This is a genomic window from Streptomyces telluris, from assembly GCF_024519335.1.
In the GTDB taxonomy this organism is placed as follows: Bacteria; Actinomycetota; Actinomycetes; order Streptomycetales; family Streptomycetaceae; genus Streptomyces; species Streptomyces telluris.
Window position 1 is genome coordinate 51,367 of the sequence record NZ_JANIID010000024.1, and the last position, 24,708, is coordinate 76,074.

At 74.9% G+C, this 24,708-nt stretch carries 21 protein-coding genes; 14 read left to right on the forward strand and 7 right to left on the reverse strand.

What is annotated here, in order from left to right; all coding sequences use genetic code 11:
- Window positions 1-204 precede the first annotated feature (204 nt).
- Together NQU55_RS23835 and NQU55_RS23840 are read right to left on the reverse strand one after the other, a co-directional pair.
- Window positions 205-723, reverse strand: a complete 519-nt coding sequence (locus NQU55_RS23835; RefSeq protein ID WP_168094971.1) for an ATP-binding protein — start codon at window positions 721-723, stop codon at window positions 205-207.
- Window positions 724-979: 256 nt separating this feature from the next.
- Window positions 980-1,348: an STAS domain-containing protein gene (locus NQU55_RS23840; protein WP_168094972.1), complete on the reverse strand. Its 369-nt coding sequence runs from the start codon at window positions 1,346-1,348 to the stop codon at window positions 980-982.
- 229 nt (window positions 1,349-1,577) lie between these two features.
- Here NQU55_RS23840 and NQU55_RS23845 point away from each other — a divergent pair, with 229 nt between their 5' ends.
- From NQU55_RS23845 to NQU55_RS23885, 9 genes are all read left to right on the forward strand, one after another.
- Complete coding sequence (locus tag NQU55_RS23845) at window positions 1,578-2,504, forward strand: RNA polymerase sigma factor SigF (RefSeq protein ID WP_256791096.1); 927 nt, start codon at window positions 1,578-1,580, stop codon at window positions 2,502-2,504.
- 226 nt (window positions 2,505-2,730) lie between these two features.
- Window positions 2,731-4,029 (forward strand): NAD(P)/FAD-dependent oxidoreductase, encoded by a 1,299-nt coding sequence (locus NQU55_RS23850; RefSeq protein WP_256791086.1) that lies wholly within the window; start codon window positions 2,731-2,733, stop codon window positions 4,027-4,029.
- Window positions 4,020-4,439, forward strand: coding sequence for a (2Fe-2S)-binding protein (locus tag NQU55_RS37165; RefSeq protein WP_168095626.1), 420 nt, complete (start codon window positions 4,020-4,022; stop codon window positions 4,437-4,439). The genes NQU55_RS23850 and NQU55_RS37165 overlap by 10 nt, the downstream gene beginning before the upstream one ends.
- On the forward strand, window positions 4,436-5,902 hold the full coding sequence (locus NQU55_RS23860) for an FAD/NAD(P)-dependent oxidoreductase (RefSeq protein ID WP_168095627.1): 1,467 nt from the start codon (window positions 4,436-4,438) through the stop codon (window positions 5,900-5,902). Before NQU55_RS37165 ends, NQU55_RS23860 begins: the two co-directional genes overlap by 4 nt.
- A gap of 62 nt (window positions 5,903-5,964) precedes the next feature.
- The gene (gene hutU / locus NQU55_RS23865) at window positions 5,965-7,623 is read left to right on the forward strand and encodes a urocanate hydratase (protein ID WP_168095628.1); all 1,659 of its coding nucleotides are present in this window, start codon (window positions 5,965-5,967) and stop codon (window positions 7,621-7,623) included.
- 140 nt (window positions 7,624-7,763) lie between these two features.
- Complete coding sequence (locus NQU55_RS23870) at window positions 7,764-8,954, forward strand: allantoate amidohydrolase (RefSeq protein WP_256791097.1); 1,191 nt, start codon at window positions 7,764-7,766, stop codon at window positions 8,952-8,954.
- Window positions 8,951-10,291: a formimidoylglutamate deiminase gene (locus tag NQU55_RS23875; protein WP_256791099.1), complete on the forward strand. Its 1,341-nt coding sequence runs from the start codon at window positions 8,951-8,953 to the stop codon at window positions 10,289-10,291. Before NQU55_RS23870 ends, NQU55_RS23875 begins: the two co-directional genes overlap by 4 nt.
- A gap of 34 nt (window positions 10,292-10,325) precedes the next feature.
- Window positions 10,326-11,495 carry an imidazolonepropionase gene (hutI, locus tag NQU55_RS23880; protein ID WP_168095807.1) on the forward strand — a complete coding sequence of 390 codons (1,170 nt, stop codon included), beginning with the start codon at window positions 10,326-10,328 and terminating at the stop codon, window positions 11,493-11,495.
- A 96-nt stretch (window positions 11,496-11,591) separates the two neighbouring features.
- Window positions 11,592-13,460 (forward strand): acyl-CoA dehydrogenase family protein, encoded by a 1,869-nt coding sequence (locus NQU55_RS23885; protein ID WP_256791087.1) that lies wholly within the window; start codon window positions 11,592-11,594, stop codon window positions 13,458-13,460.
- A gap of 23 nt (window positions 13,461-13,483) precedes the next feature.
- Here NQU55_RS23885 and NQU55_RS23890 read toward each other — a convergent pair whose 3' ends face one another.
- A complete protein-coding gene (locus NQU55_RS23890; protein ID WP_168095809.1) occupies window positions 13,484-14,389 on the reverse strand; it encodes an aldo/keto reductase in 906 nt (301 codons plus the stop codon).
- 59 nt (window positions 14,390-14,448) lie between these two features.
- Here NQU55_RS23890 and NQU55_RS23895 point away from each other — a divergent pair, with 59 nt between their 5' ends.
- Both NQU55_RS23895 and NQU55_RS23900 read left to right on the forward strand, forming a co-directional pair.
- On the forward strand, window positions 14,449-14,820 hold the full coding sequence (locus tag NQU55_RS23895; protein WP_168095810.1) for a MerR family transcriptional regulator: 372 nt from the start codon (window positions 14,449-14,451) through the stop codon (window positions 14,818-14,820).
- A gap of 230 nt (window positions 14,821-15,050) precedes the next feature.
- A complete protein-coding gene (locus tag NQU55_RS23900) occupies window positions 15,051-16,397 on the forward strand; it encodes a type III PLP-dependent enzyme domain-containing protein (protein ID WP_168091113.1) in 1,347 nt (448 codons plus the stop codon).
- A gap of 30 nt (window positions 16,398-16,427) precedes the next feature.
- On the opposite strand, the gene NQU55_RS23905 is transcribed toward NQU55_RS23900, so the two are convergent.
- A complete protein-coding gene (locus NQU55_RS23905; RefSeq protein WP_168091114.1) occupies window positions 16,428-17,030 on the reverse strand; it encodes a hypothetical protein in 603 nt (200 codons plus the stop codon).
- A gap of 219 nt (window positions 17,031-17,249) precedes the next feature.
- Here NQU55_RS23905 and NQU55_RS23910 point away from each other — a divergent pair, with 219 nt between their 5' ends.
- Entirely contained in the window at window positions 17,250-18,647 is a 1,398-nt protein-coding gene (locus NQU55_RS23910) for an alpha/beta hydrolase family protein (protein WP_168091115.1), read from the forward strand.
- 7 nt (window positions 18,648-18,654) lie between these two features.
- On the opposite strand, the gene NQU55_RS23915 is transcribed toward NQU55_RS23910, so the two are convergent.
- Both NQU55_RS23915 and NQU55_RS23920 read right to left on the reverse strand, forming a co-directional pair.
- Window positions 18,655-19,512, reverse strand: a complete 858-nt coding sequence (locus tag NQU55_RS23915) for a MurR/RpiR family transcriptional regulator (RefSeq protein WP_168091116.1) — start codon at window positions 19,510-19,512, stop codon at window positions 18,655-18,657.
- 171 nt (window positions 19,513-19,683) lie between these two features.
- The gene (locus tag NQU55_RS23920; protein ID WP_372504792.1) at window positions 19,684-21,063 is read right to left on the reverse strand and encodes an acyl-CoA synthetase; all 1,380 of its coding nucleotides are present in this window, start codon (window positions 21,061-21,063) and stop codon (window positions 19,684-19,686) included.
- A gap of 109 nt (window positions 21,064-21,172) precedes the next feature.
- Here NQU55_RS23920 and NQU55_RS23925 point away from each other — a divergent pair, with 109 nt between their 5' ends.
- Complete coding sequence (locus NQU55_RS23925; protein WP_168091117.1) at window positions 21,173-21,601, forward strand: hypothetical protein; 429 nt, start codon at window positions 21,173-21,175, stop codon at window positions 21,599-21,601.
- A gap of 394 nt (window positions 21,602-21,995) precedes the next feature.
- On the opposite strand, the gene NQU55_RS23930 is transcribed toward NQU55_RS23925, so the two are convergent.
- On the reverse strand, window positions 21,996-23,399 hold the full coding sequence (locus tag NQU55_RS23930) for a cystathionine beta-synthase (RefSeq protein WP_168091118.1): 1,404 nt from the start codon (window positions 23,397-23,399) through the stop codon (window positions 21,996-21,998).
- 220 nt (window positions 23,400-23,619) lie between these two features.
- Between NQU55_RS23930 and NQU55_RS23935 the strand changes: the two genes are divergently transcribed.
- Window positions 23,620-24,660 carry an SGNH/GDSL hydrolase family protein gene (locus tag NQU55_RS23935; protein ID WP_206328902.1) on the forward strand — a complete coding sequence of 347 codons (1,041 nt, stop codon included), beginning with the start codon at window positions 23,620-23,622 and terminating at the stop codon, window positions 24,658-24,660.
- Window positions 24,661-24,708: the final 48 nt, after the last annotated feature.

Sequence of the window (24,708 nt, forward strand, 5' to 3'; positions counted from 1 at the left end):
CTGGTTCCCCTCTCGTCCGGTGCCGCGGCCGAGCGGAGCAGTGTGAACCGAGCCCAGCTGACGGCACATCAGATCGGGCGCAGACAGTACGCCGGGGACCTTGAGGAAGGAAGAGAAGGCAGGGAAGAGAGGGCGGAGAACGAAAGAAAAGTGAAGAAGGAAGAAGGAAGGAAGAGAAGAGGAGGGGAGGGAAGAGGCGGCGGCCTAGCCCGGCGCGGCCAGCTCCGCCCACACCGTCTTCCCGGCGCCGCCCTCGTTCCGCACGACGCCCCAGTCCAGGCAGAGCCGCTGCACGATGAACATCCCGTGCCCGCCGGGCCGCCCCGCGCGGTGCGGGGTGCGCGGCGCGGGCGTTCCCGCACCGAGGTCGACGACCTCCAGGCGCAGCACCTTGCCCGTGCAGCTCACGCGGAGCTCCTCGGGGCCGTCGGCGTGCAGGCAGGCGTTGGTGACCAGCTCGGAGACGACGAGCAGGACGTCCTCGGCGGCCGCGCGGTGGTCCGCGCCGATCGCGGGGAGCCAGCCCCAGTCGTGGAGCGCCTGCCGGGTGAAGTCACGCGACATGGGAACGGCGCCGCTGACCCCGACGAGGTGCAGCCGGCGCGTTCCGCCGGGCCGGGGCCCCTGCGAAGACCCGTCCGGCGACAGCGCACCGGAGGAGGCGGCGCCGTTCGCCCCCGGACCGGGGTCGCCCGGCGGAGGGCACGGCCGGGTGGTGCTCATCAGCGCTTCACCTCACCGATTCACCGATTCAGAACGGAACGAAGGGACGGACGGGTACCTGGATACCTTGATCGCGGCTACCTGGCACATGGAACGGATTCAGCAGACTCCTGCCCGACCGAATCGTGAGAACACCCACTTCTTCGGTGCCGATCCTGTGATGCATGCAACTGGTGCCTGCGAACCCACGCCGAAGGAGCCCGGCCGACCGGGTGACGACTGAGTAACGCACAGGGAAAGGCGAGGGCGCCAGGGGTCAGCCGGCGAGGGCCGCGTCGAGGGTGTCGTGCACGGTGAAGACGGCTTCCGCGCCGGTGATCTCGAAGACCCGGGCGACCACGGGCTGCATCGCGGCCAGGTGGATCCCGCCGCCCGCGGCCTCGGCCTGCAGCCGGGCGCCCAGGAGCACGTTGAGGCCGGTCGAGTCGCAGAACTCCAGACCGGAGCAGTCCAGGACCACGCGTGCGCCGCCGTCGGCGATGGCGGCCTCCAGGGGCTCGCGCAGCACGTCCGCCGTGTGGTGATCGAGCTCACCCACCGGCGTCACGATCGCGCTCGCCCCGTCCCGCCGGACGGCTACATTCAGCCGGCCCCTGCTTGCGCTGCCGACCATCCCGCGATCCATGCGCATCCCTTCTCGGTGTGCCTGCGTGGCGCTCCCAGAACACTACGCCTTCCCTACGTCGTCCGGTAGCCGAAGGTCCGGCATTATGCACATATAGGGACATTGCGCACTTGCGGCGCAAGGGTGAAGACAGGTAGGGCTAGTAGGACGACATCCACCACGGACGGCTTTGGAGGCGCCGCTCACCGCAGCACGACGCGACGGCATCGGCAGCCATATGCCGAGAATGATGGAGGAGACCATGTCACCCCGGCTCGACGAAACGCATACGGAACCGCGTACGGCGTCGTCGGCACCCCTGCCCCAGTCCCCGCCCGAACATTCCGGGCTTCCCGACTTTCCCGAGATCCCCGAGTACGACGGGACCGGCCCCACGCCCTTGGGCGAGATGGCGCCGCACGACGCACGTGCCCTGTCCAAGACGCTCTTCGCCCGCCTGGAGGCGCTCGAAGAGGGCACGCACGAATACGCCTACGTACGCAACACCCTGGTCGAACTGAACCTCGCCCTCGTGAGGTTCGCCGCCGCCCGGTTCCGCTCCCGCAGCGAGCCGATGGAGGACATCGTCCAGGTCGGCACGATCGGCCTCATCAAGGCCATCGACCGCTTCGAGCTCAGCCGGGGCGTCGAGTTCCCGACCTTCGCGATGCCGACCATCATCGGCGAGATCAAGCGGTTCTTCCGCGACACCAGCTGGTCCGTGCGCGTGCCGCGCCGGCTCCAGGAGCTCCGCATCGACCTGGCCAAGGCCCGCGACGAGCTCGCCCAGAGCCTGGACCGCTCCCCCACCGTCGGCGAACTCGCCGGGCACCTCGGCCTGACGGAGGACGAGGTCGTCGAGGGCATGGCCGCGAGCAACGCCTACTCGGCCAGCTCGCTGGACGCCCAGCCGCAGGACGACGAGGCGGAGGGCGCCCTCTCGGCCCGCATCGGCTACGAGGACCACGACCTCGAGGGCGTGGAGTACGTCGCCGCCCTCAAGCCGATGATCGCCGAACTCCCGCAGCGGGACCGGAAGATCCTGTCCTTGCGCTTCGTGGCGAACATGACCCAGTCGGAGATCGGCGAGGAGCTGGGCATCTCCCAGATGCACGTCTCGCGTCTGCTGGGCCGCACCCTCGTCCGCCTCCGCCGGGGCCTCCTGAGCGAGGAGTGAGGCCGGGGCCTCAGCTTTCGCACGGTTTCCGCACCGTTCTCGCACCGCCGCGCGCCGCACGGGTTTCCCCGTGCGGCGCGCGGCGTTTGATGCCGCCTCAGCAGCTACAGGACCGCGCCCGCCCCTGCACGAACGTGGACCGGGGATGCGTGCCGGGAGTGTTGACCCGCCTGCTGCGGGCGAATAGCGTCGCGGCGGCCTCTGGGGGAACGGCGGTGCGACTGGCGTGCGCGTTCTGCGGGAAGACCAGGAAAACCGGGACGGCCGGCGAGACCGGCAAGTCCAGGACGACGGTGACGGTGGTGGCGGCAACGGTGGCGGTGCCGATGTCGTCATCGTCGGGAGCGGAGTGGTCGGCGCGGCGTGCGCGGAGGCGCTGACCCGCCGCGGGGCCCGCGTGCTCGTCCTCGACCGGGGCCCGCTCGCGGCCGGCACCACCGCCTGCGGCGAGGGCAACCTCCTCGTCTCGAACAAGGCCCCCGGCCCCGGACTCGCCCTCGCGCAGGCCTCGCTGAGCCGCTGGCCCCGCCTGCTCGCGGCGCTGCGCGAAGAGCTGGGCCCGGGCCGTGCGGAGTGCGAGTACGAGGTGAAGGGCGGCCTCGTCGTCGCCACCGGCGAGCCGGAGGGCGCCGCCCTGCGCGACTTCGCGGCGGCCCAGCGCGCGGCGGGCGTGGACGCCCGCGAGCTCCCGCCGGGCGAGGCCGCGGCGTACGAGCCGCACCTGACGCCCGCCGTGCGCGCAGCGGTCCACTACCCGCAGGACGCCCAGCTGCAGCCCGTCCTGGCCGCGACGTCGCTGCTGGCGGCGGTCCGGGCGCGCGGCGGCCGGATCCGTACCGGCGTGGAGGTGACGGGCGTGGAGACCGGCCGGGACGGGCGGGCCGTGGGCGTCCGCACGTCGCAGGGCCGCGTTCCGTGCGGGGCGGTGGTCAACGCCTGCGGCCCCTGGGCCGGGGAGTTCGCCGCGGCCGCCGGGGTGCCCCTGCCCGTGGTGCCCCGCCGCGGCACGGTCCTCGTCACGGCGCCGCTGCCGCACGGCACGGTGCGGCACAAGGTCTACGACGCCGGGTACGCGGAGACCGCCCGCAGCGAGGACGCCGCGCTGCGGGTGGCGGCCGTGGTCGAGGCGACCCAGGCGGGCACGGTCCTCATCGGCTCCAGCCGGCAGCGCTGCGGCTTCGACGGGACGCTGCGCGCCGGGGTGCTGGGCGCGCTGGCGCGCGCCGCGGCGCAGCTGTTCCCCGTCCTCGGCGGCGTGCCCGTCATGCGCGCGTACGGCGGCTTCCGCCCGTACACCCCCGACCACCTCCCGGTCGTCGGCGAGGACCCGCGCCGCCCCGGCCTGTGGCACGCGACGGGGCACGAGGGCGCCGGCATCGGCCTGGCCGCCGCCACCGGCGAACTGCTCGCCGAACTCTGGGCGGGCGAGCCGCCGCACCTCGATCCGGAGCCGTTCCGGGTCCAGCGCTTCGGAACCGCCCGCCTTGGAACCGCACGCTTCGGAAGGGAGAACGGATGGCACTGACGGTGTACGTCGACGGCGAGCGGCACCGCGCCCTGCCCGGTCAGACGGTGGCGGCCCTGCTCCTGGCGACGGGCCGCCGGTCCTGGCGCACCACCCGCCTCGGCGGCCGCCCGCGCGGCGTCTTCTGCGGCATCGGCGTCTGTTACGACTGCCTGGTCGTCGTCAACGGCCTCCCCGACGTACGGGCCTGCCGGCGCGAACTGCGCGACGGGGACCGGGTGGAGACCCAGCGCGGCGCGCGGCTGCCCGCGGAGGAGGAGCCCCGCCCCGCACCACGCACGGAGCGGGCGAAGCGGACCGGGCGGCCCGAGCTGCCCGATCGGGTGGAACGGATGGGTCGGGCAGAACAGACGGAACGCACGCACAGCGCGCCCGGCGACCCCGTGCCCGACGCGGACGGGGTCGCATGAGCACCCCTCCTCCCTTAGCCACCACCCCCGCCTCCCCCCTCGTGGTCGTCGTCGGCGCGGGACCGGCCGGCGCGCGGGCCGCGTTGAGCGCCGCCCGGTGCGGCGCACGCGTCGTGCTCGTCGACAGCGAGGAGCGCGTGGGCGGCCGGCACCACCGGCAGCCGGCGGTCGCGGGCGATGCCGGTGCCTCCGCCGCGCACCCGCTCGAACTCGCCGTCGCCGCCCAGTCCCGCATCACGCACCTGGCCCGCGCCACCGTCTGGGCCCTGGAGCCGGGCCCCGCGCCCGGCCGGCACCTCGTCCACCTGCAGCAGGGCCCCGCCGACGACCGCGGCCGCCCCGTGCGCACGCTCGCGGCCGACGCGCTCGTCCTGTGCACCGGCGCCTTCGACCGCGCGCTGCCGTTCCCCGGCTGGGAGCTGCCGGGCGTCGTCACGGCGGGCGCAGCGCAGGCGCTCGCGGAGGGGCAGCGGACGGCTCCCGGCGGCCGGGCCGTGGTGTCGGGGACCGGGCCGTTCCTGCTGCCGGTCGCGCTGTCCCTGCTGGAGGTGGGGGCGGAGGTCCTGGGGGTGTACGAGGCGGGCAACCCGGCGCGCTGGCTGCGCAGCCCGGTCGCGGCCCTGCGCGACGGCGGACCCGGCAGGCTTACCGGGCTGGGCTCGTACGCGGTGGGGCTGGCCCGCCGGCGCGTCCCGTACCGCCCGCGGCACGCGGTCGTCGCCGCGCACGGCCGCGACCGCGTCGAGGCCGTCACCGTCGCCCGCCTGGACGCGGGCTGGCACCCGGTGGCGGGCAGCGAGCGGCGCGTCGCGCCCGTGGACGCCGTGTGCGTCGGCTACGGCTTCCTCCCGCAGCTGGAGCTCCCGCTGGCCGCCGGCTGCGCGGTCCGCGGCGGGCACGTGGTGGTCGACGGGCGCCAGGCGACGAGCGTCCCGGGGGTGTACGCGGCGGGCGAGCTGACGGGCGTCGCGGGCGCCCCGGCCGCGGCGGCGGAGGGCGAGCTGGCGGGGCTCGCGGCGGTGGCGGACCTGGCGGAGCGCCCGGGGGCGGCGGAGGCGGGGGCGCGTCTCGCACCGCCGCCGCCCGCCCGGCTCGCGGCCGCCTCCTCACGGGTGCGAGCCGGGCGGCGGTTCGCGCGGGCGCTCGCCCGGGCGCACCCCGTCCCGGGCGGCTGGCGCGGCTGGCTGCGCGAGGACACGCTCGTGTGCCGGTGCGAGGAGGTGTCGTACGGGGAGCTGCGGGACGCCGTCGTGGCGCGCGGCGCGGACGGGATGCGGGCGCTCAAGCTCACGTGCCGCGCCGGGCTGGGCGCCTGCCAGGGGCGCTTCTGCGGGCGCAACACGGCCGAGCTCGCCGCGGCGCTCCTGGGCTCCCCCGTCGCCGATCCGCACGCCATGGACAGGCGGCCGCTGGCCCATCCGGTACGGCTTGAGGATCTCGCCGGGCCGCCAGCCATTGACTAGAGCTATTCAGCCACCCAAGATGTGCAGTGTTCTATTCAGAGCCGCCAGGGAGGCAGGGCCCCATGTCCGGACCGCGACCCGTACGATCTGCGCGAGGCAGCCGGCTGAGCACGCTGGGGTGGCAGCAGGAAGCCGCCCTGCGCATGCTGCAGAACAACCTCGACCCCGAGGTCGCCGAGCACCCCGACAAGCTCGTCGTCTACGGCGGCACGGGCAAGGCCGCCCGCGACTGGCGCTCGTTCGACGCCATGGTCCGCACGCTGCAGACCCTCAAGCAGGACGAGACCATGCTCGTCCAGTCCGGCCGCCCGGTCGGCGTCATGCAGACCCACGAGTGGGCGCCCCGCGTCCTCCTCGCCAACTCCAACCTCGTCGGCGACTGGGCCAACTGGGAGGAGTTCCGCCGCCTGGAGCACCTCGGCCTGACCATGTACGGCCAGATGACCGCCGGCTCGTGGATCTACATCGGCACGCAGGGCATCCTGCAGGGCACGTACGAGACCTTCGCCGCCGTCGCCGCGAAGAAGTTCGGCGGCACGCTGGCCGGCACGATCACCCTGACCGCCGGGCTCGGCGGCATGGGCGGCGCCCAGCCGCTCGCCGTCACCATGAACGACGGCGTCGCCCTCTGCATCGACTGCGACCCGCGCGCGATCGAGCGCCGCATCGAGCACCGCTACCTGGACGTGAAGGCCGACTCGCTCGACCACGCCCTGCAGCTGGCCGTCGAGGCGCGCGACGCCCGCCGCCCGCTGTCCATCGGCGTCCTCGGCAACGCCGCGGAGCTCGTCCCGCAGCTGCTCGCGATGAACGCGCCCATCGACATCGTGACGGACCAGACCTCCGCCCACGACCCGCTGTCCTACCTGCCGGTCGGCGTCTCCTTCGACGAGATGGCCACGTACGCGGCCGAGAAGCCCGCCGACTTCACGACGCGGGCCCGCGAGTCCATGGCCCGGCACGTCGAGGCCATGGTCGGCTTCCAGGACGCCGGCGCCGAGGTCTTCGACTACGGCAACTCCATCCGCGGCGAGGCGCAGCTCGCGGGCTACACCCGCGCCTTCGACTTCCCCGGCTTCGTCCCCGCCTACATCCGCCCCCTCTTCTGCGAGGGCAAGGGCCCCTTCCGCTGGGCGGCCCTCTCCGGCGACCCGGCCGACATCCACAAGACCGACAAGGCGATGCTCGAACTCTTCCCCGAGAACGAGTCCCTCGCCCGCTGGATCAAGATGGCCGGCGAACGGGTGCACTTCCAGGGCCTGCCCGCGCGCATCTGCTGGCTCGGCTACGGCGAGCGCGACAAGGCCGGCGAGCGCTTCAACGACATGGTCGCCGACGGCACGCTCGCCGCGCCGCTGGCGATCGGCCGCGACCACCTCGACTGCGGCTCGGTGGCCTCGCCGTACCGCGAGACCGAGGCCATGCTCGACGGCTCCGACGCGATCGCCGACTGGCCGCTGCTCAACGCGATGGTCAACGTCGCCTCGGGCGCCTCGTGGGTCTCCATCCACCACGGCGGCGGCGTCGGCATGGGCCGCTCCATCCACGCGGGCCAGGTCACGGTCGCCGACGGCACGCCGCTGGCCGGCGAGAAGATCCGCCGCGTCCTGACGAACGACCCCGGCATGGGCGTCATCCGTCACGTGGACGCGGGGTACGACATCGCGGAGTCGGTCGCCTCCGAGCGGGGCGTCCGCGTCCCGATGCGGGAAGAGTCATGACCGGGCCCGACCCCGTTGTGGGCAATCGTTCCGCAGGGCGGAACGGGTGGGCACCACGCGACCAGCGGCCTGCAGCCGGAACGGGCACCCCCGGTGGGGGCGAGGCGCCGCCGCCGGGCGCAACCAGCGGCTTCCACGAGATGTGGCGCGACCTCGCGTCCATCGGCCGCGACAAGGACACCCGCGGCTACCACCGCTTCGCCTGGAGCGGCGCCGACGCCGACTGCCGTGCCTGGTTCCGCGCCCAGGCGGAGTCCCGCGGGCTCGCCTACGAGCTCGACCGCAACGGCAACCAGTGGGCCTGGCTCGGCGACCCGGCCGCCGGGGACGCCGTCGTCACCGGCTCCCACCTGGACTCCGTGCCCAACGGGGGCGCCTTCGACGGCCCCCTCGGCGTGGTCTCCTCCTTCGCCGCGCTGGACGAGCTGCGCGCCCGCGGGGCGCGGCCGTCCCGCCCCCTCGCCATCGTCAACTTCGGCGACGAGGAGGGCGCCCGGTTCGGCCTGGCCTGCGTGGGCTCGCGTCTGACCGCAGGTCAGCTGTCCCTCGACAAGGCGCACGCGCTCCGGGACGCCGAGGGCGTCTCCCTGCCCCTGGCCATGGAGCGCGCCGGCTACGACCCGGAGGCCATCGGCCCGGACCCCGAGCGCCTCGCCCGGATCGGCGCCTTCGTGGAGCTCCACGTCGAGCAGGGGCGCGCCCTGGACCTGTCGGACCGCGCCGTCGGCATCGCCTCCGCCATCTGGCCGCACGGCCGCTGGCGGTTCGACTTCCACGGCGAGGCCAACCACGCCGGCACCACCCGCATCGAGGACCGCCGCGACCCGATGCTCACCTACGCCAACACCGTCCTGGCCGCCCGCAAGAAGGCCCGGCTGGCCGGTGCCCTGGCGACCTTCGGGAAGGTCGGCGTCGAGCCGAACGGCGTCAACGCCATCCCCTCGCTCGTGCGCGGCTGGCTGGACTCGCGGGCCGCCGACCAGGAGACCCTCGACCTCGTGGTCGCGGAGATCGAGAAGGCGGCCGTGGAGCGCGGCGAGCGCGACGGCGTCGACGTGCGGGTGACCCGGGAGTCCTTCACACCCGTGGTGGAATTCGAGCACGCCCTGCGCGACGAGCTGGGCCGCATCCTGGGCGGGGACGTCCCCGTCCTCGGTACGGGCGCGGGACACGACGCCGGAATCCTCTCCGGAGCCGTCCCCACCGCCATGCTGTTCGTACGCAACCCCACAGGCGTCTCGCACTCACCCGCCGAAACGGCCTCCGAGGACGACTGCCTGGCCGGGGTGACCGCACTCGCCGACGTACTGGAGGGCCTGGCGTGTCGCTGACGGCACAGACCTACTGGGCGGAGCACGCCCTTCTCGACACCGGCGTCGAGCCGGGCGTGGTCATCGAGACCGGGGCGGACGGCCGCATCAAGACCGTCCGCCGGGGCGCCGCGGCACCGCCCCAGGGCGCGGTGACCCTGCGGGGCCTGACCGTGCCCGGGCTCGCGAACGCGCACAGCCACGCCTTCCACCGGGCCCTGCGCGGCGCGACGCAGGCGGGCGAGGGGACCTTCTGGACCTGGCGCGACGTCATGTACCGCGTCGCCGACAACCTCACGCCCGACAACTACTTCGCGCTCGCCCGTGCGGCGTACGCGGAGATGGCGCTCGCCGGCATCACCTCCGTCGGCGAGTTCCACTACGTGCACCACCTCGCCGGGGGCGCCCGCTACGACAACCCCAACGCCATGGGCGAGGCCCTGATCGCGGCCGCCGCCGAGGCGGGCATCCGCATCACGCTCCTCGACACCTGCTACCTCTCCTCCGGCTTCGGCGCCGAGCCGAACAAGCACCAGCGGCGCTTCAGCGACGGCACCGCCGAGCGCTGGGCCGAGCGCGTCTCCGCCCTCAAGGGCGACGACAACACCCGCATCGGCGCGGCGATCCACTCGGTGCGGGCCGTGCCCGCCGAGCAGCTGGCGACCGTGGCCGCGTGGGCGCAGGAGCGCGACGCCCCGCTGCACCTGCACCTCTCCGAGCAGACCGCCGAGAACGACGCGTGCGTGGAGGCCCACGGCTTCACGCCCACCGCCCTCCTCTCGCACCACGGCGTGCTGGGCCCGCGCACGACCGCCGTCCACGCCACGCACCTCACCCCCGGCGACATCCGCCTCCTCGGCCACTCGGGCACCGGCGTGTGCATGTGCCCGACCACCGAGCGGGACCTGGCCGACGGGATCGGCCCGGCCCGGGCGGTGCAGGAGGCGGGCTCCCCGCTCTCCCTCGGCAGCGACAGCCACGCCGTCATCGACCTGCTCGAAGAGGCCCGCGCCATGGAGCTGGACGAGCGGCTGCACAGCCGCACCCGTGGCCACTGGACCGCGGTCCAGCTGCTGCGCGCGGCCACGGCCGACGGCCACGCGGCCCTCGGCTGGGACGAGGCGGGCCGCATCGAGCCGGGCGCGCTCGCGGACTTCACGGCCGTCGCGCTCGACTCCGTGCGCACCGCGGGCCAGCCGTACTCCCTCGCCGCCGAGACGGTCGTCTTCGCGGCGGGCGCCGCGGACGTCCGGGACACCGTGGTGGGCGGCCGGCACGTCGTGCGCGAGGGGACGCACCAGCTCGTGGCCCACGTGCCGGAGGCGCTGGCGGAGTCCATCGCGGCCGTACGGGGCTGAACCACCGAACCGACCAAAGGAGTGCCGCACGCCCATGGCGACGACGGTCATCACCAACATCAGCAGTCTCGTCACGAACGACCCCTCCCTCGGCGAAGGCCCCCTCGGCACGATCCGGGACGCGGCGGTCGTCATCGACGGCGACCGCGTCGCCTGGGTCGGCACGTCCAGCAAAGCACCGGCCACTGACAACCGGGTCGACGCGGAGGGCCGGGCCGCCCTGCCGGGCTTCGTCGACTCCCACTCCCACCTGGTCTTCGCGGGCGACCGCACCGCCGAGTTCAACGCCCGCATGTCCGGCCGGAGCTACAGCGCCGGCGGCATCCGCACCACCGTCGCCGCCACGCGCGCCGCGACCGACGAGGCGCTGGACGCCAACGTCCGCCGCTACGTGCACGAGGCCCTGCGCCAGGGCACCACGGTCCTGGAGACCAAGTCGGGCTACGGCCTCACCGTCGAGGACGAGGCCCGTGCCCTGCGCATCGCCGCGGCGCACACCGACGAGGTCACCTACCTCGGCGCCCACATCGTCTCCCCCGACTACGCCGACGACCCGGCCGCGTACGTGGACCTCGTGACCGGGCCGATGCTCGACGCCTGCGCGCCGCACGCCCGCTGGGTCGACGTGTTCTGCGAGCAGGGCGCGTTCGACGGCGACCAGGCCCGGACGATCCTCACGGCCGGCGCCGCACGCGGGCTGACCCCGCGCGTCCACGCCAACCAGCTCTCCTACGGGCCGGGCGTCCAGCTGGCCGTCGAGCTCGGCGCCGCCTCGGCCGACCACTGCACCCACCTGACCGACGCGGACGTCGACGCCCTGGCGAACGGCACGACGGTGGCCACCCTCCTGCCCGGCGCGGAGTTCTCGACGCGCGCCCAGTGGCCGGACGCGCGCCGCCTGCTGGACGCGGGGGCGACCGTCGCCCTGTCCACGGACTGCAACCCCGGCTCGTCCTTCACCAGCTCCATGCCGTTCTGCATCGCGCTGGCCGTGCGGGACATGGGGATGACCCCGGACGAGGCCGTCTGGTCCGCGACGGCGGGCGGTGCGGCCGCCCTGCGCCGTACGGACGTGGGCCGCATAACCCCCGGCGCCCGCGCCGACCTCGCCCTCCTCGACGCCCCCTCGCACGTCCACCTCGCCTACCGGCCGGGCGTCCCGCTGGTCTCGGCGGTGTGGCGCGCGGGCGCGCGGGAGGCCTGAGCGGGCATACAGCTGTAACGAGATCAGCACGGAGGGTGACGAGGGTCACAGCCGCCGGAGGTGGAATCACCCTCCGTGGTTGGTATCTCTCCAGCCGTGATCAACACCCCCTCCGTCCCGGCCCCCCGCTCGTCCACCGCCGGGGCCCTCACGCACGCCCTCTTCGGCCCCGATGCCGCACGCGTCCACGAGCCCTGGCGGCGCCTCGTCGCCGGCGACGCGTTCCGCCGGACGCCCGGCCTCTCCCCCGCCCGGAGGGCCGGGCAGGCCTACGAGCGGCTGCACCTCGTCAACGCCGTTGCGGGCGACCCGCTGGCGCTGGCCGCGGATCCGCACCGGCTGGCGAGCCTGCACGAGTGGGCGGCCGTGGTCGACGGTTCGCTGGCCACCGTGGCCGGCATCCACTACAACCTCTTCCTCGGCAGCCTCCTCGACCACGGCGCCGCCGGCCGCTCGGACACAGCCGATTTCACCGCCCTGCGCCGCATCGGAACGTTCCTCTGCACCGAGCTGGAGCACGGCAACGACGCCGCCGCCCTGCGCACGACCGCGACGTACGACCGGGCCACCGGCGGCTTCGTCCTGCACACGCCCGCCGCGGGCGCGCAGAAGTTCATGCCCAACACCAGCCCCCTCGGCGGGCCCAAGAGCGCCGTGGTGGCGGCGCGGCTGGTCGCCGACGGCGAGGACCACGGCGTCTTCCTGTTCCTCACGCCGCTGACCGACGCGAACGGCACCCTGCCGGGCGTCCGCGTCCGCCCGCTGCCCGAGCGCACCGGAGGACCCGTCGACCACTGCCTGACGTCGTTCGACCGGGTCCGCCTGCCCTGGGAGGCGCTGCTCGCCGACGGCACCGGCGGCGCGGCCCCCGAGGACGTCCTCGCCGGGCGCCCGGGCAACAAGCGCAAGCGCTTCCTGCACGCCATCGGCCGCGTCACCGTGGGCAAGCTGTGCATGTCCGCCTGCGGCGTCGGCGGCTCCCGCGCGGCCCTGGCCATCGCCGTCCGCTACGCCCACCACCGGCACATCTCCGGGTCCCGCGAGGGGCAGCGGGTGCCGCTGGCCGCGCACCGCAGTCACCACGCGCGGCTGCTGGACGCCCTCGCCACCACGTACGCGATGACCTTCCTTCACCGTGACGCGGTGCGGCGCTGGGCGGAGCACCAGCCGCACGAGCGGGAGGCCGCGGAGCGGCACGTCGCGATCGTGAAGGGCTGGATCACCTGGCAGACGCGCGAGGTGACCCTGGAGGCGCGTGAACGCTGCGGGGCCCAGGGCCTGTTCCCGGACAACGGGCTGGCGGAGTACCCGCTGAACATCGAGGGCGCGATCACCGCCGAGGGCGACAACCTCGCCGTCTGGGTGAAGGCCGCAGCCGAGATGATCTTCGACGCCCCCGTGCCCGCGCCGCGCGCCGAGGCCGCCGCGGCGCCCTCCCCGGACGACTCCGCCCACCTGCGGGCCCTGCTGGCGGCCGTGGCGACCGGCCGGTTCGCGCGGGCGCGCGCCCGGCTGCGCGAGGGGAAGCACCCCGACCAGCTCAGCCGGTGGAACGCCGCGGTCACCCCCGCCCTGGAGGCGGTCGCCGCGCACGCCGCCCTGCAGGCCGCCGACGCCTTCCTCACGGCCGTCGAGCAGGTGACGGATCCGGCGGCCCGCGCCCTGCTGGGCGACCTGTGCAGGCTGTTCCTGCTCGGCCGGGTCCGGCAGTGCAGCGGGGAGCTCCTGGCCGCGGGCGCGACGAGCGCGGAGCTCGTACGGGCCCTGCCGGACGCCGCCGAAGCGCTCACGGCCTCCCTCGCGCCGCACATGACCACGCTCGTGGACGCGTTCGCCCTCCCCGAGGAGTTCCTGTCGGCCGTGGCCATCGCCAACCCCGGCTACGCGCACGTCTACGACGACCCGGAGGGGCCGTGGCACCGGGCCGCGGACGAGGCCGAGGCGCCCGTGCCGGCCCGGGCCTGAACACCCCACGGCCGCGGCAGGCCTCAGGCCTGCCCGCCGATCGCGTCCAGCCGGTCGTACTGGGCGTCCGTCAGCCGGACGTCCAGTGCTCCGGCGTTCTCCTCCAGGTGCGCGAGCGACCGCGTGCCCGGGAGGGGGATGAGCGTCGGCGAACGGCGCAGCAGCCAGGCGAGCGCCGTCTGCGCGGGCGTCGCGCCCACCTCGCGCGCCACGTCCGCGACGGGCCCGCCCGGGGCGGCGTGCGCGCCCACGGCGACCGGGAAGTAGGCGAAGAAGGCGATGCCGTGCTCGGCGGCGTAGTCGACGACGTCGTCGTGGCCGCGCGCCGAGAGGTTGTACAGGTTCTGGACGGAGGCGATGGGGGCGATCTCCTGCGCCGCGCGCAGTTCGGCGACGCTCACCTCGGACAGGCCGATGTGCCGCACCTTGCCCTCGTCCTGCAGCTGCCGGAGGGCGCCGAGCTGGTCCGCGAGGGGGTACTCCGGGTCGATGCGGTGCAGCTGGAGCAGGTCCAGGCGGTCCACGCGCAGCCGCCGCAGGGCGAGCTCGGCCTGCTGGCGGAGGTAGGCCGGGTGACCGTGCGTCACCCATTCGGCGGGGCTGGGCCGTACGACGCCGACCTTGGTGGCGACGGTCACGCGGCCGGCGTACGGGTGCAGGGCCTCCGCGATGAGCGCCTCGCTCTCGCCGAGGGAGTAGGCGTCCGCGGTGTCGATGAGGTCGATGCCGAGCTCGGCCGCGCGCCGCAGCAGCGCGACCGCGCCGCGGCGGTCCTCCGGCGCGCGCCAGATGGGCGCCTGCATGAGGTCGGCGAGCCCGTCGGGGGTCTCGGCCAGCCGCATGGCGCCGTAGCCGATGCGGGAGACGGGCAGGTCGCCGCCGATGCGGTGGACGGGGGAAGAAGCGGGAGCGGTGGTGGTGTTCGTCATGATCGGAACGCTAAATTCTCACACCCGTGTGAGATTCAACCCCGTGTGAGGCAGCTCATATGAAGATCGGTGACCTGGCGCGCGAGACCGGAGTGAGCGTGCGGCTCCTGCGCTACTACGAGGAGCAGGGCCTCCTCGGCTCCCACCGGCTGCCCAGCGGTCACCGGCGCTACGAGCAGGACGCGCCGGAGACCGTCCGCCGCATCCGCGTGCTGCTGACGGCGGGCCTGCCGACGCGCGTCATCCGGGACGTCCTGCCGTGCGTGCGGGGCGCGGGGGAGGCGGAGTTCGACCCGTGTGTGGCCCTGCACCTGCGCGAACAGCTGCAGGGGCTCGACGCGCGCATCGGGGAGCTGCAGGAGACGCGAGCGGCGCTGGCCGGCCTGCTCACGGCGACGGAGGCCGCGGCACCCGCTGCGACCGCGGCGTGAACCACGGGAGGCGAGCGGCGCGCCCCGCCGCCGGGGCGGCGCCCGTCGACCGGCACCGATGAGCCGGTCGAAGGCGTCCCGCGGCCCCGGGCCGGTCCGGCTCGCACCCCGCCCCGGCCCGCGGCGGCTCCGCGCACGCAAGGGCGTGCCGTCGCACTTGGGGCTCATCGTGTGCGGAAACCGCCTGCAGCGCATGCCATTTTTACGGCCCGGTGTGGTGGAGTGGCTTCATGTCCTCCCGCGACGTCTCCCCAGGCACCGTGGTGCGGGCCGCGCTCCGGCAGGGGCTGCTGCCCGACTGGTCCCCCGTGGCCGGGCTGCTGGACGTACGGGGCATCCGCGCGGCCGCCGCGGAGCTGCGCGGGGCCTTCGAGGAGGCCGGGGCGGCGCCCGGCACGACCCTGCACGCGTTCGCCGTGAAGGCCGCCTCCCTCGTGCCCGTGCTGCGGCTGCTCGCCGAGGAGGGGCTGGGCGCCGAAGTGGCGAGCCCCGGGGAGCTGGCGCTGGCCCGGACGGCGCGGATCGCCCCGGAGCGGATCGTGCTGGACTCCCCCGCCAAGACCACGGCGGAGCTCCGCGAGGCCCTCGCGCTGGGGGTGGCGGTCAACGCCGACAGCCGCGAGGAGCTCGCCCGGCTGGACGGGTTGCTGCGGGAGGCCTCCGGCCCGCCCCGCTCCGCGCTCGGCGTCCGCGTCAACCCCCAGGTGGGCGGCGGCAGCATCGACGCGCTGAGCACGGCGACGGACACGTCGAAGTTCGGGGTGGCGCTGCGCGACGAAGGGGCGCGCGCCTGGCTCGTGCGCGCCTACGCCGAGCGGCCCTGGCTGTCCCGGCTGCACGCCCACGTGGGCTCCCAGGGCTGCCCCCTGGAGCTGATGGCGGCCGGGGTGCGGGCCGCGTACGAGCTGGCGGAGGAGATCAACCGGACGGCGGGGCGCCGGCAGGTCACCACGCTGGACATCGGCGGCGGACTGCCCGTGAACTTCGCGTCGGACGACGTGACCCCGACCTTCCGCGCGTACGCCCGCCTGCTCGCGGACGCCGCCCCGGGCCTGTTCGACGGGCGCTACGGGCTGGTGACGGAGTTCGGGCGCTCCCTGCTGGCCAAGAGCGGCATGGTGCTGGCCCGCGTCGAGTACACCAAGACCGCGGGCGGCCGGCGGATCGCCGTGACGCACGCGGGCGCCCAGGTGGCCACGCGCACGGTGTTCGCGCCCGCGTCCTGGCCGCTGCGGGTCGCGGTCTTCGACGCGCAGGGGCGGCCGAAGACGGGACCGCCGGCCGACCAGGACGTCGCGGGGCCGTGCTGCTTCGCGGGCGACCTGATCGCCGTCGGCAGACCGCTGCCCCTGCTGGAGGCGGGCGACCACGTGGCCCTGCTCGACACCGGCGCGTACTACTTCTCGAACCACTTCGCGTACAACTCTCTGCCCCGTCCCGGTGTTTACGGCTACGCGCCCGCAGAAGAGGAGAGTGACGGCGTGCGGTTCGCGACCGTACGGGCCCCGCAGACCCTCGGCGAGCTCGTCACCGAAAGCGGCGGCGCCTACGCGGCGGAGCTCAGCGCGCTGCGCTGACCCGGCCCCGGCGCGCGCCCCGAACGGGCGTCAGCGCGCTTCGCCGACCGCCGCCCCGGCCTGCACCCGTCCGGCGCGGCGCCGGCCGCCACCGGGCGCGGCGTCGCCCGCGGCGAGCCCGGTGGACAGATAGCCGCGCACGGGCCCGGCGGCCGGGGACGCCTGCGCCCACTCCGTACGGACCCACAGCAGGGAGCCGCTGCGGCGCTCCAGGCCGCCCAGCCACAGGGCCTTCGCCCACAGGCCCGCGCCCGCACCGGCGAGCGCCATGCCCGCGGCGGCCGGGATCAGGAAGCCGGAGCCCACGGCGGCGAGGAAGGCGAGGAGCAGCCACCACCTGCGGGCGCGCCGCCAGTTCCGCAGGGTCACGGCGCGGTCCTGGAGGAAGACCGACCGGCCCGCCCGCGAGGCCCCGCGCGCCAGGGCCGCGTAGCGCGGGCGGCGCACCGCGAAGACCACGCCCGCGACGACGAGGAACAGCGCCGCTCCGGCGAGCACGCCGATCCGCCGCCCGGTGAGCCCGGGCACCAGGACCCCGGTGCCCGCGCTCAGCAGCCCCGGCCACCACAGCCAGCCGGCCGGGGCTCTGACGACCACCGCCACTCTCGCCAGCGCATACGAACCGCGCCCCACGTCGAAACCCGCCTTTCCCTCTGAAATCCCCTCGATCCCGACTCGTCACGCGGCAGGCTAACCAACGAATCTGAGTGCGAGCTGAGAATCCGCCGCATGTACCTCACAGGGGTCATACCCCGGTATCACCCCGGACTTGGCTCCGCCGTATGACGTGTGCGCAGTCGTGTGGTCCCTATGGTCGTCCTGGCGGGGCGGGACGAGCGGGAGGAGACGGGGATGGCTGTCCACGAACGAGGGGGCGAGCGGCGGGACCGTGCGCGGCGGGACAGCGGGCTGCGGCGGCGGGCGGCCCTCGCGGCGGGGGCACTGGCCGCGACGGGTCTGCTGAGCGCGCTCGTACCCGCGCCGGACGCCCACGCGGCCCAGGCCCAGGCCCCGGCCCCGGCTCGGGCCGCGGCGAAGTCCCCGGCCACAGCCACGGCCGCGAAGAGCACCCCGGGCGCGCTGCCCGCGCCCACCGGCCCCCACGCCGTCGGCACGGTCACCCGCCACCTGGCGGACAGCGCCCGCAAGGACCCCTGGAAGCCGGAGCGCGGCGACCGCCAGATCGCGATCAGCCTCTTCTACCCCGCGGACCGGGACCGGCCCGCCGGCGGGAAGGGCCGCGCGCCCGCGCCCCACATGGACCCCTCCTCCGCCGCCCACTTCGGCTCCGCCCGGGGCGCGGGCAGCTTCAACCACCACGTGCGCCCGGACGCCGCCGACTGGGCGTCCACACGGACGCACGCACGCGTGGACGCTCCCGTGGCGCGCGGCAGCAAGGCCCTGCCGGTCGTGCTCTACTCCGCCGGGCTGGGCGATCCGCGCACCTGGAACACCGGCCTGGCCGAGGAGCTGGCCTCCCGCGGCTACGTCGTCGTCACCGTCGACCACACCTACGACTCCTCCGAAGTGCGCCTGGCGAACGGGGAGCTTGCGGAGTCGGCGCTGCCGGCGCTCGCCGGCGCACCCGTGACCGAGGTCGACGCCGCGCTCCGCAGGGCGGTGCGGGCCCGGGTGGACGACACGCGGTTCGTCCTGGACGCCCTCGGCTCGGCTCAGTGGCGGCGGGGCCTGCCGCACGGCCTGGGGGACGCGCTGGACCTGCGGCGCGTGGGCATGGCCGGGCACTCCGCGGGCGGCTTCGCGGCGGCGCAGGCCCTGCACGACGACCGCCGCCTCAAGGCGGGCGTCAACATGGACGGCCAGATGGACTTCCCCCTCCCCGACGGCACGGGCAGCAAGCTGAGCACCGTGGCGCGCGAGGGCGTGGACCGGCCGTTCCTCCTGCTGGGCTCCGACGGGCCGGGCGCGGCCGGCAACCGGGCGTCGTGGGCGTCCTTCCGGCAGCACAACCGCGCCTGGCAGGCCGAGCTGACGATGGCGGGCGCGGCGCACGGCACGTACACCGACGCGGTCTCGCTGCTGCCCGCGCTCGCCCGGCAGGGCGCCCTGCCGGAGGAGGACCTCCGCCAGGGCGTCGGGACCGTCCGCCCGGAGCGGGCGGTGGCGGCCACGCGCGCGTACGTGGTGGCGTTCTTCGACCGCTTCCTCAAGGGGCGGGACGGACGGCTGCTGGACGGCCCGTCGCCGCGCTTCCCGGAGATGCGCTTCCAGGGCTCCCCGGCCTCCTGAGCCCCGGCTACTCCACGAACAGCCCCCGCGCCACCGCCTTGGCGTCGAACTCCTCCAGGCGCGCCTGGGCGTCCGGCAGGGCGTCGCACATCGCCTCCAGCAGCATGCGCCCCAGCAGCATCGGGGCGCATGCGGTGTCGAAGGCGAGCCCGGTGCCGACGGCGGCGGGGAGCAGCAGGTCGCTGTGGCGGGCGACGGGGGCGAAGGTGGAGTCGGCGACGGTGACGACGGTCAGGCCCTGGCCCTGCGCGTACTCCAGGGCCTCCACCACCTCGCGCGGGTGGCGGGGCAGGGCGAAGCACAGCAGCGTGCTCGCCCCGGCCCGTACGGCCGCGTCTATGCGGTCCGTCAGGAGCGTGCCGCCCTCGTCCAGGAGCCGCACGTCCGGGTGGACCTTGCGGGCGAAGTAGGCGAAGCCGGCGGCCTGGGCGCCGGCGGCGCGCAGACCGAGCACGAGCAGCGGCCGCGACTGTGCGAGCAGCCGTCCCGCACGGACGACCGGGGCGGGGTCGGCGAGGACCGAGGCGAGGTGGCGCAGGTTGTCGATCTCGACATGAACGGCCTGCTGGTACTCGTTGTACGCGGTCTCGCCGTCGCCCGTGTCGGCCGCCGCGGGGACGACGTCGCGCAGGTGCCGGCGCAGCGCCGGGTAGCCGTCGAAGCCGAGGGCGACGGCGAAGCGGGTGACCGAGGGCTGGCTGACGCCGGCCAGCTCGGCGAGCTCGACGCTGGAGAGGAAGGGCGCGTCGGCCGCGCGGCGCACCATGCAGTGGGCGATGCGGCGCTGAGTCGGCGTCAGCCGGTGCCCTTCGAAGAGCTTCTGCAGCCGTGCGGTGGCTTCCGGTTCGCCCCCGGTGTCGCTCATCGGGCCCTCCATGGTCGTCGGCGGTCTTCGGCAGCGGTCATTCATCGACCACCACCCCTGCATGAAATTATGCAGGGGTGGGCGGGCCTCCGTGGTCACCTCCGCCGGGACCCCGGCCGGATCCACGGGCCCCCCGGCCGGATCCACAGGCCCCCTGAGGCCCCCTCCGGGTCACAGCGGAGGCAGGAGCTTCTTCTGGGGCTTGCCCATGGCGTTGCGCGGCAGCGCGTCGAGGAAGCGGACGCGGCGGGGCCGCTTGTGTACGGACAGGTGGCCGGCCACGAAATCGATCAGCGCCTTCTCGCTCACGCCGTCCGCCACCACGTAGGCGACGATCTCCTGCCCGAGGTCCTCGTGCTCCACCCCGACCACGGCGGCCTCGCGGACCGCGGGGTGGTCGAGGAGGGCGTTCTCGACCTCGCCCGCCCCGACCCGGTAGCCGCCGGACTTGATCAGGTCGGTGGAGGCGCGGCCCACGATGCGGTGCGTGCCGTCCTCCTCGACGGCGGCGATGTCGCCCGTACGGAACCAGCCGTCGGCCGTGTGCGCGGCCGCCGTGGCCTCCGGGCGGCCCAGGTAGCCGCTGAAGAGCGTCGGCCCGCAGACCTCCAGCTCGCCGATGCCGCCCTCGGTGGCCGCCAGGCGCGTGCGGACGCCCCGCAGCGGGGTGCCCACCGCGCCCGGCCGGCGCTCGCCGTCGGCCCGGGCGGAGACGGTGATCAGGGTCTCGGTCATGCCGTAGCGCTCGACGGGCCGCTGCCCGGTGAGGGCCTCCAGGTCCCGGAAGACGGGCGCGGGCAGGGCCGCGCTGCCCGACACCAGCAAGCGGGCCCCGGCCAGCTCCCGGGCCGCGGACGGCTCGCGCACCACCCGGGACCACACCGTCGGCACCCCGAAGTACAGGCTGCCGCCCGCCGCCGCGTACGCCTCCGGCGTCGGCCGGCCGGTGTGCACGAGCCGGCAGCCGGTCCGCAGCGCCCCCAGGACGCCCAGGACGAGGCCGTGGACGTGGAAGAGCGGCAGCCCGTGCACGAGGGTGTCCTCGGCGGTCCACTGCCACGCCTCGGCGAGCCCGTCCAGGCCCGCGGCCACGGCGCCGCGCGGGATCAGCGCGCCCTTGGGGGCGCCGGTGGTGCCGGAGGTGTAGAGGATCAGCGCGGTGCTGTCGGGGGCGGGCTCGGCGCCGGACCAGTCGCGCTGCTCCCCCAGGTCGACGGGGAGCCCCTCGGCGCCGCCGAGCACCAGGGCGGCGCCGGAGTCGCGCAGGATGTGGCCGCGCTCGGCCGGGCCCGCGTCCGGCGGCAGCGGCACGACCGGCACCCCGGCGAGCAGCCCGCCCACCACGGCCGCCGCGGTCTCCGGCGAGGCGTCGGCGTGCACGGCGACGGCAGGGGCGCCCTCGATGCGGTGCGCCACCGCGGCGGCGGCGCCGAGCAGTTGCTCCCGGGAGAAGGCCCGCCCCGCAACGCTGAGGGCGTCCGGGAGGTCCTCGCCCTTTCCTGCGGCGAGCGCGGCGAGGGAGGTCAGCAGGGGGTCGGTCGGTCCGGGCACGGAACTGCTCCTTCCAGCGGCGGCCCCGGCGGTCACGGAGCTGCCCCTACGGCGGATACGGGTGCTAGCCCCACCGACGCGGGGCACCGCCGACCGTATCGTCGTACACATGACGGCCCGCGACCATGAGCTGAAGAAGGACCTCGCCGCCACTCTGGAGACCCGCAAGGAGCTGGGCCCGGAGTACGAGGAGGAGCTGGTGGAATCCTTCCTGGAGAAGGTCGACCGGAAACTCGACGCCGAGATCGACCGGCGGGTGCGCCGGCAGTCGGCGGAGATGCAGATGGCCCTGGCCCGCGGGGCCCGGCCGCACCTCGACGGGCACGGCCCCGGCGGCTTCGGCGAGCGCTTCGGCTTCGCCGCGGTGTCGCTGGTGCTGGCCATCCCGCTGTCCGCGATAGCCGTGGTCAACGCGGAGCTGCCGGGGCTGCTGGTGTCCTGGGCGGGCATCGTGGGCGTCAACGCCCTGAACGTGGCGGGGTTGTTCCCGTGGCAGCAGCGGTGCAGGAAGCGGGACGGCGCCTCCGACCGGGAGTGACGGCGCGTCCGGCGAGGGATGACGGCGCACCGCACCCGGAGGGCGTGCCCGGGGAAGATGCGCGAGGGACCGCCGCACCCCGGCCGGAGCCGGAGTCGGGACGACGGCGGTCCCCCACGGGGACACGGGCCGGAGTCAGGGCCGGTGACCGCGTCCGGACGGCTGTGGAGTCCGGGAGCCGCTCCGGAGTTTCCTGCCGCCGTTCGGGTGCCGGCCGGGGAATGCCCCGGGCCGACACCCCCAATATGCCGGACGGTTGTTAAGCCGGTGCTGCGGGCGCGTGACGCATACGTACCTTTTACGGGCCGTCCGTCCGCGCCCCGTTCACGCGGCGGCCGGAAAACCGGAGGAAACCGCCGCGACCGCGCCCGCAGCGCGCCCCGGAAGGGCGGTGCTACTTGGCGCCGTTGGCCTTCCCGGCGCTCTCCGCGAGGAACGCCAGCAGGTCCTGACGGCTCACCACACCGGTGGGCTTGCCCTCGACCAGGACGATCGCCGCGTCCGCCTCGCCCAGCACGGCCATCAGGTCGCCGACGGGCTCGCCGGAGCCGACCTGCGGCAGCGGCGCGCACATGTGCTTCTCCAGCGGGTCGGAGAGCGAGGCGCGCTGGGTGAACAGGGCGTCCAGCAGCTCGCGCTCCACGACCGAGCCGATGACCTCGGCGGCCATCACATCGGGGTGCCCCGCGCCCGGCTTGACGATGGGCATCTGCGAGACGCCGTACTCGCGGAGCACCTCGATGGCCTCGCCGACCGTCTCCTCCGGGTGCATGTGCACCAGGGAGGGCAGGCCGCCGTCCTTGCGGCGCAGCACGTCGCCCACGCGGGCGGCGTCGCCGGCCTCCTCCAGGAAGCCGTAGTCCGCCATCCACTCGTCGTTGAAGATCTTGCTCAGGTAGCCGCGGCCGCTGTCCGGCAGGAGGACGACCACGACGTCGTCCGGGCCGAGGTTCTCGGCGGCGCGCAGGGCGGAGACGACCGCCATGCCGCAGGAGCCGCCGACGAGCAGGCCCTCCTCCTTGGCGAGGCGGCGCGTCATCTGGAAGGCGTCCTTGTCGGAGACCGCGATGATCTCGTCGGTCACCGTGCCGTCGTAGGCGCTCGGCCAGAAGTCCTCGCCGACGCCCTCGATCAGGTACGGACGGCCGGAGCCGCCGCTGTAGACCGAGCCCTCGGGGTCCGAGCCGATGACCTTGACGCGGCCGTCGCTGACCTCCTTCAGGTAACGCCCGGTGCCGCTGATGGTGCCGCCGGTGCCCACGCCCGCCACGAAGTGGGTGATCTTCCCCTCCGTCTGCTCCCACAGCTCGGGGCCGGTGGAGTAGTAGTGCGAGAGGGGGTTGTTGGGGTTGCTGTACTGGTCGGGCTTCCAGGCGTTGGGCGTCTCGCGCACGAGCTTGTCGGAGACGTTGTAGTACGAGTCCGGGTGCTCCGGGTCGACCGCCGTCGGGCAGACCACGACCTCCGCGCCGTAGGCCCGCAGCACGTTGATCTTGTCAGTGGAGACCTTGTCCGGGCAGACGAAGATGCACTTGTAACCCTTCTGCTGGGCCACGATCGCCAGACCGACACCCGTGTTGCCGGAGGTCGGCTCGACGATGGTGCCGCCCGGCTTGAGCTCGCCGGACTTCTCCGCGGCCTCGATCATGCGCAGGGCGATCCGGTCCTTCACGGAACCGCCCGGGTTGAAGTACTCGACCTTGGCGAGCACGGTGGCCTGGATGCCTTCGGTCACGCTGTTGAGCTTCACGAGCGGGGTGTTGCCAACGAGCTCAATCATCGAATCGTGATACTGCACGGTGATCTCCGCGGTCGGGGGCACTAGCGGTCTCGCGTGCCCATACGGCCAGCCTAGAACGCATCCGGCCGCTCCAACGGCGCGTTGCAGATGCGGGCGCTCGGGGCAACCTGCTCATAGCGCGCTCTGCCAAGGGTGCGGGGCATTCATGAATGCTTTATGAAGCGTTTGTAAAACCGTGCACGCGGCTCGGAACCCGGCTGCAGAGGAGGTCCGGCCCATGTCACCCATCTCCACGTCGCGGGCGAGGGTCGCCCGGCGCATCGCCGCCGCGGCGGCCTACGGAGGCGGCGGCATCGGCCTGCTCGGAGCCACCGCGGCCGGGGTCCTGCTGACCGAGGCGCGGCTGGCCCGGCGGGTCGTGGGCGGCTCCAACGACGCCCCGCCCCACGCGGACGGCCGCTACGGCTCCGCCTTCGTCCACCGGCTCGGGCGCGAGCCGCTGCTGCTCGGCCTGCTCGGCGACTCCACGGCCGCCGGCCAGGGCGTGCACCGGCCCCGGCAGACGCCGGGCGCCCTGCTCGCCTCCGGGCTCGCCGCGGTCGCCGAGCGCCCCGTGGAGCTGCGCAACGTGGCCCTGTCCGGAGCCCGCTCGCACGACCTGGACCGGCAGGTCACCCTGCTGCTCGACGACGTGGAGCGCGCCCCCGACGTCTGCGTGATCATGATCGGGGCGAACGACGTCACGCACGGGATGCCGGCCGCGCGGTCCGTACGGCTGCTGTCGGACGCGGTGCGGCGGCTGCGGGAGGCGGGCAGCGAGGTCGTCGTGGGCACCTGCCCCGACCTCGGCACGATCGAGCCGGTCTACCAGCCGCTGCGGTGGGTGGCGCGGCGCCAGAGCCGCCAGCTGGCCGCGGCGCAGACCATAGGGGTGATCGAGGCGGGCGGCCGCACGGTGTCGCTGGGCGACCTCCTGGGCCCGGAGTTCGCCGCGAACCCGCGGGAGCTGTTCGGCCCCGACAACTTCCACCCCTCCGCCGAGGGCTACGCCACCGCGGCGATGGCCGTCCTGCCGACCCTGTGCGCGGCGCTGGGGCTGTGGCCGGAGGACGAGGAGCGGCCGGACGCGGCCCGCCGCGAGGGCATCCTGCCGGTCGCCCGCGCGGCCGCGGAGGCGGCGGCCGAGGGCGGCACGGAGGTCACCGGCGCCCGGGGCCGCTGGGCCCTCCTCAAGCACCGCAAGCGCCGCCGTCTCCCGGCCCACACGGAGCCGGTGCCGCACCACGTGTGGTCCCGGGCGGCACGGGGCGGGCAGTGACGCGCGGGGCGCCGCCGGCCCGCGCGACGGCAAGAGTGCGAGGGGTCA

What these genes read in the sequence shown, in the direction of transcription:
- hutU (WP_168095628.1), top strand. Translation starts at nt 5,965, where the DNA reads ATGTCCGGACCGCGACCCGTACGATCTGCGCGAGGCAGCCGGCTGAGC.
- NQU55_RS23935 (WP_206328902.1), top strand. Translation starts at nt 23,620, where the DNA reads ATGTCACCCATCTCCACGTCGCGGGCGAGGGTCGCCCGGCGCATCGCC.
- hutI (WP_168095807.1), top strand. Translation starts at nt 10,326, where the DNA reads ATGGCGACGACGGTCATCACCAACATCAGCAGTCTCGTCACGAACGAC.
- NQU55_RS23845 (WP_256791096.1), top strand. Translation starts at nt 1,578, where the DNA reads ATGGAGGAGACCATGTCACCCCGGCTCGACGAAACGCATACGGAACCG.
- NQU55_RS23890 (WP_168095809.1), bottom strand. Translation starts at nt 14,389, where the DNA reads ATGACGAACACCACCACCGCTCCCGCTTCTTCCCCCGTCCACCGCATC.
- NQU55_RS23870 (WP_256791097.1), top strand. Translation starts at nt 7,764, where the DNA reads ATGTGGCGCGACCTCGCGTCCATCGGCCGCGACAAGGACACCCGCGGC.
- NQU55_RS23910 (WP_168091115.1), top strand. Translation starts at nt 17,250, where the DNA reads ATGGCTGTCCACGAACGAGGGGGCGAGCGGCGGGACCGTGCGCGGCGG.
- NQU55_RS23835 (WP_168094971.1), bottom strand. Translation starts at nt 723, where the DNA reads ATGAGCACCACCCGGCCGTGCCCTCCGCCGGGCGACCCCGGTCCGGGG.
- NQU55_RS23895 (WP_168095810.1), top strand. Translation starts at nt 14,449, where the DNA reads ATGAAGATCGGTGACCTGGCGCGCGAGACCGGAGTGAGCGTGCGGCTC.
- NQU55_RS23900 (WP_168091113.1), top strand. Translation starts at nt 15,051, where the DNA reads ATGTCCTCCCGCGACGTCTCCCCAGGCACCGTGGTGCGGGCCGCGCTC.
- NQU55_RS23840 (WP_168094972.1), bottom strand. Translation starts at nt 1,348, where the DNA reads ATGGATCGCGGGATGGTCGGCAGCGCAAGCAGGGGCCGGCTGAATGTA.
- NQU55_RS37165 (WP_168095626.1), top strand. Translation starts at nt 4,020, where the DNA reads ATGGCACTGACGGTGTACGTCGACGGCGAGCGGCACCGCGCCCTGCCC.
- NQU55_RS23915 (WP_168091116.1), bottom strand. Translation starts at nt 19,512, where the DNA reads ATGAGCGACACCGGGGGCGAACCGGAAGCCACCGCACGGCTGCAGAAG.
- NQU55_RS23925 (WP_168091117.1), top strand. Translation starts at nt 21,173, where the DNA reads ATGACGGCCCGCGACCATGAGCTGAAGAAGGACCTCGCCGCCACTCTG.
- NQU55_RS23860 (WP_168095627.1), top strand. Translation starts at nt 4,436, where the DNA reads ATGAGCACCCCTCCTCCCTTAGCCACCACCCCCGCCTCCCCCCTCGTG.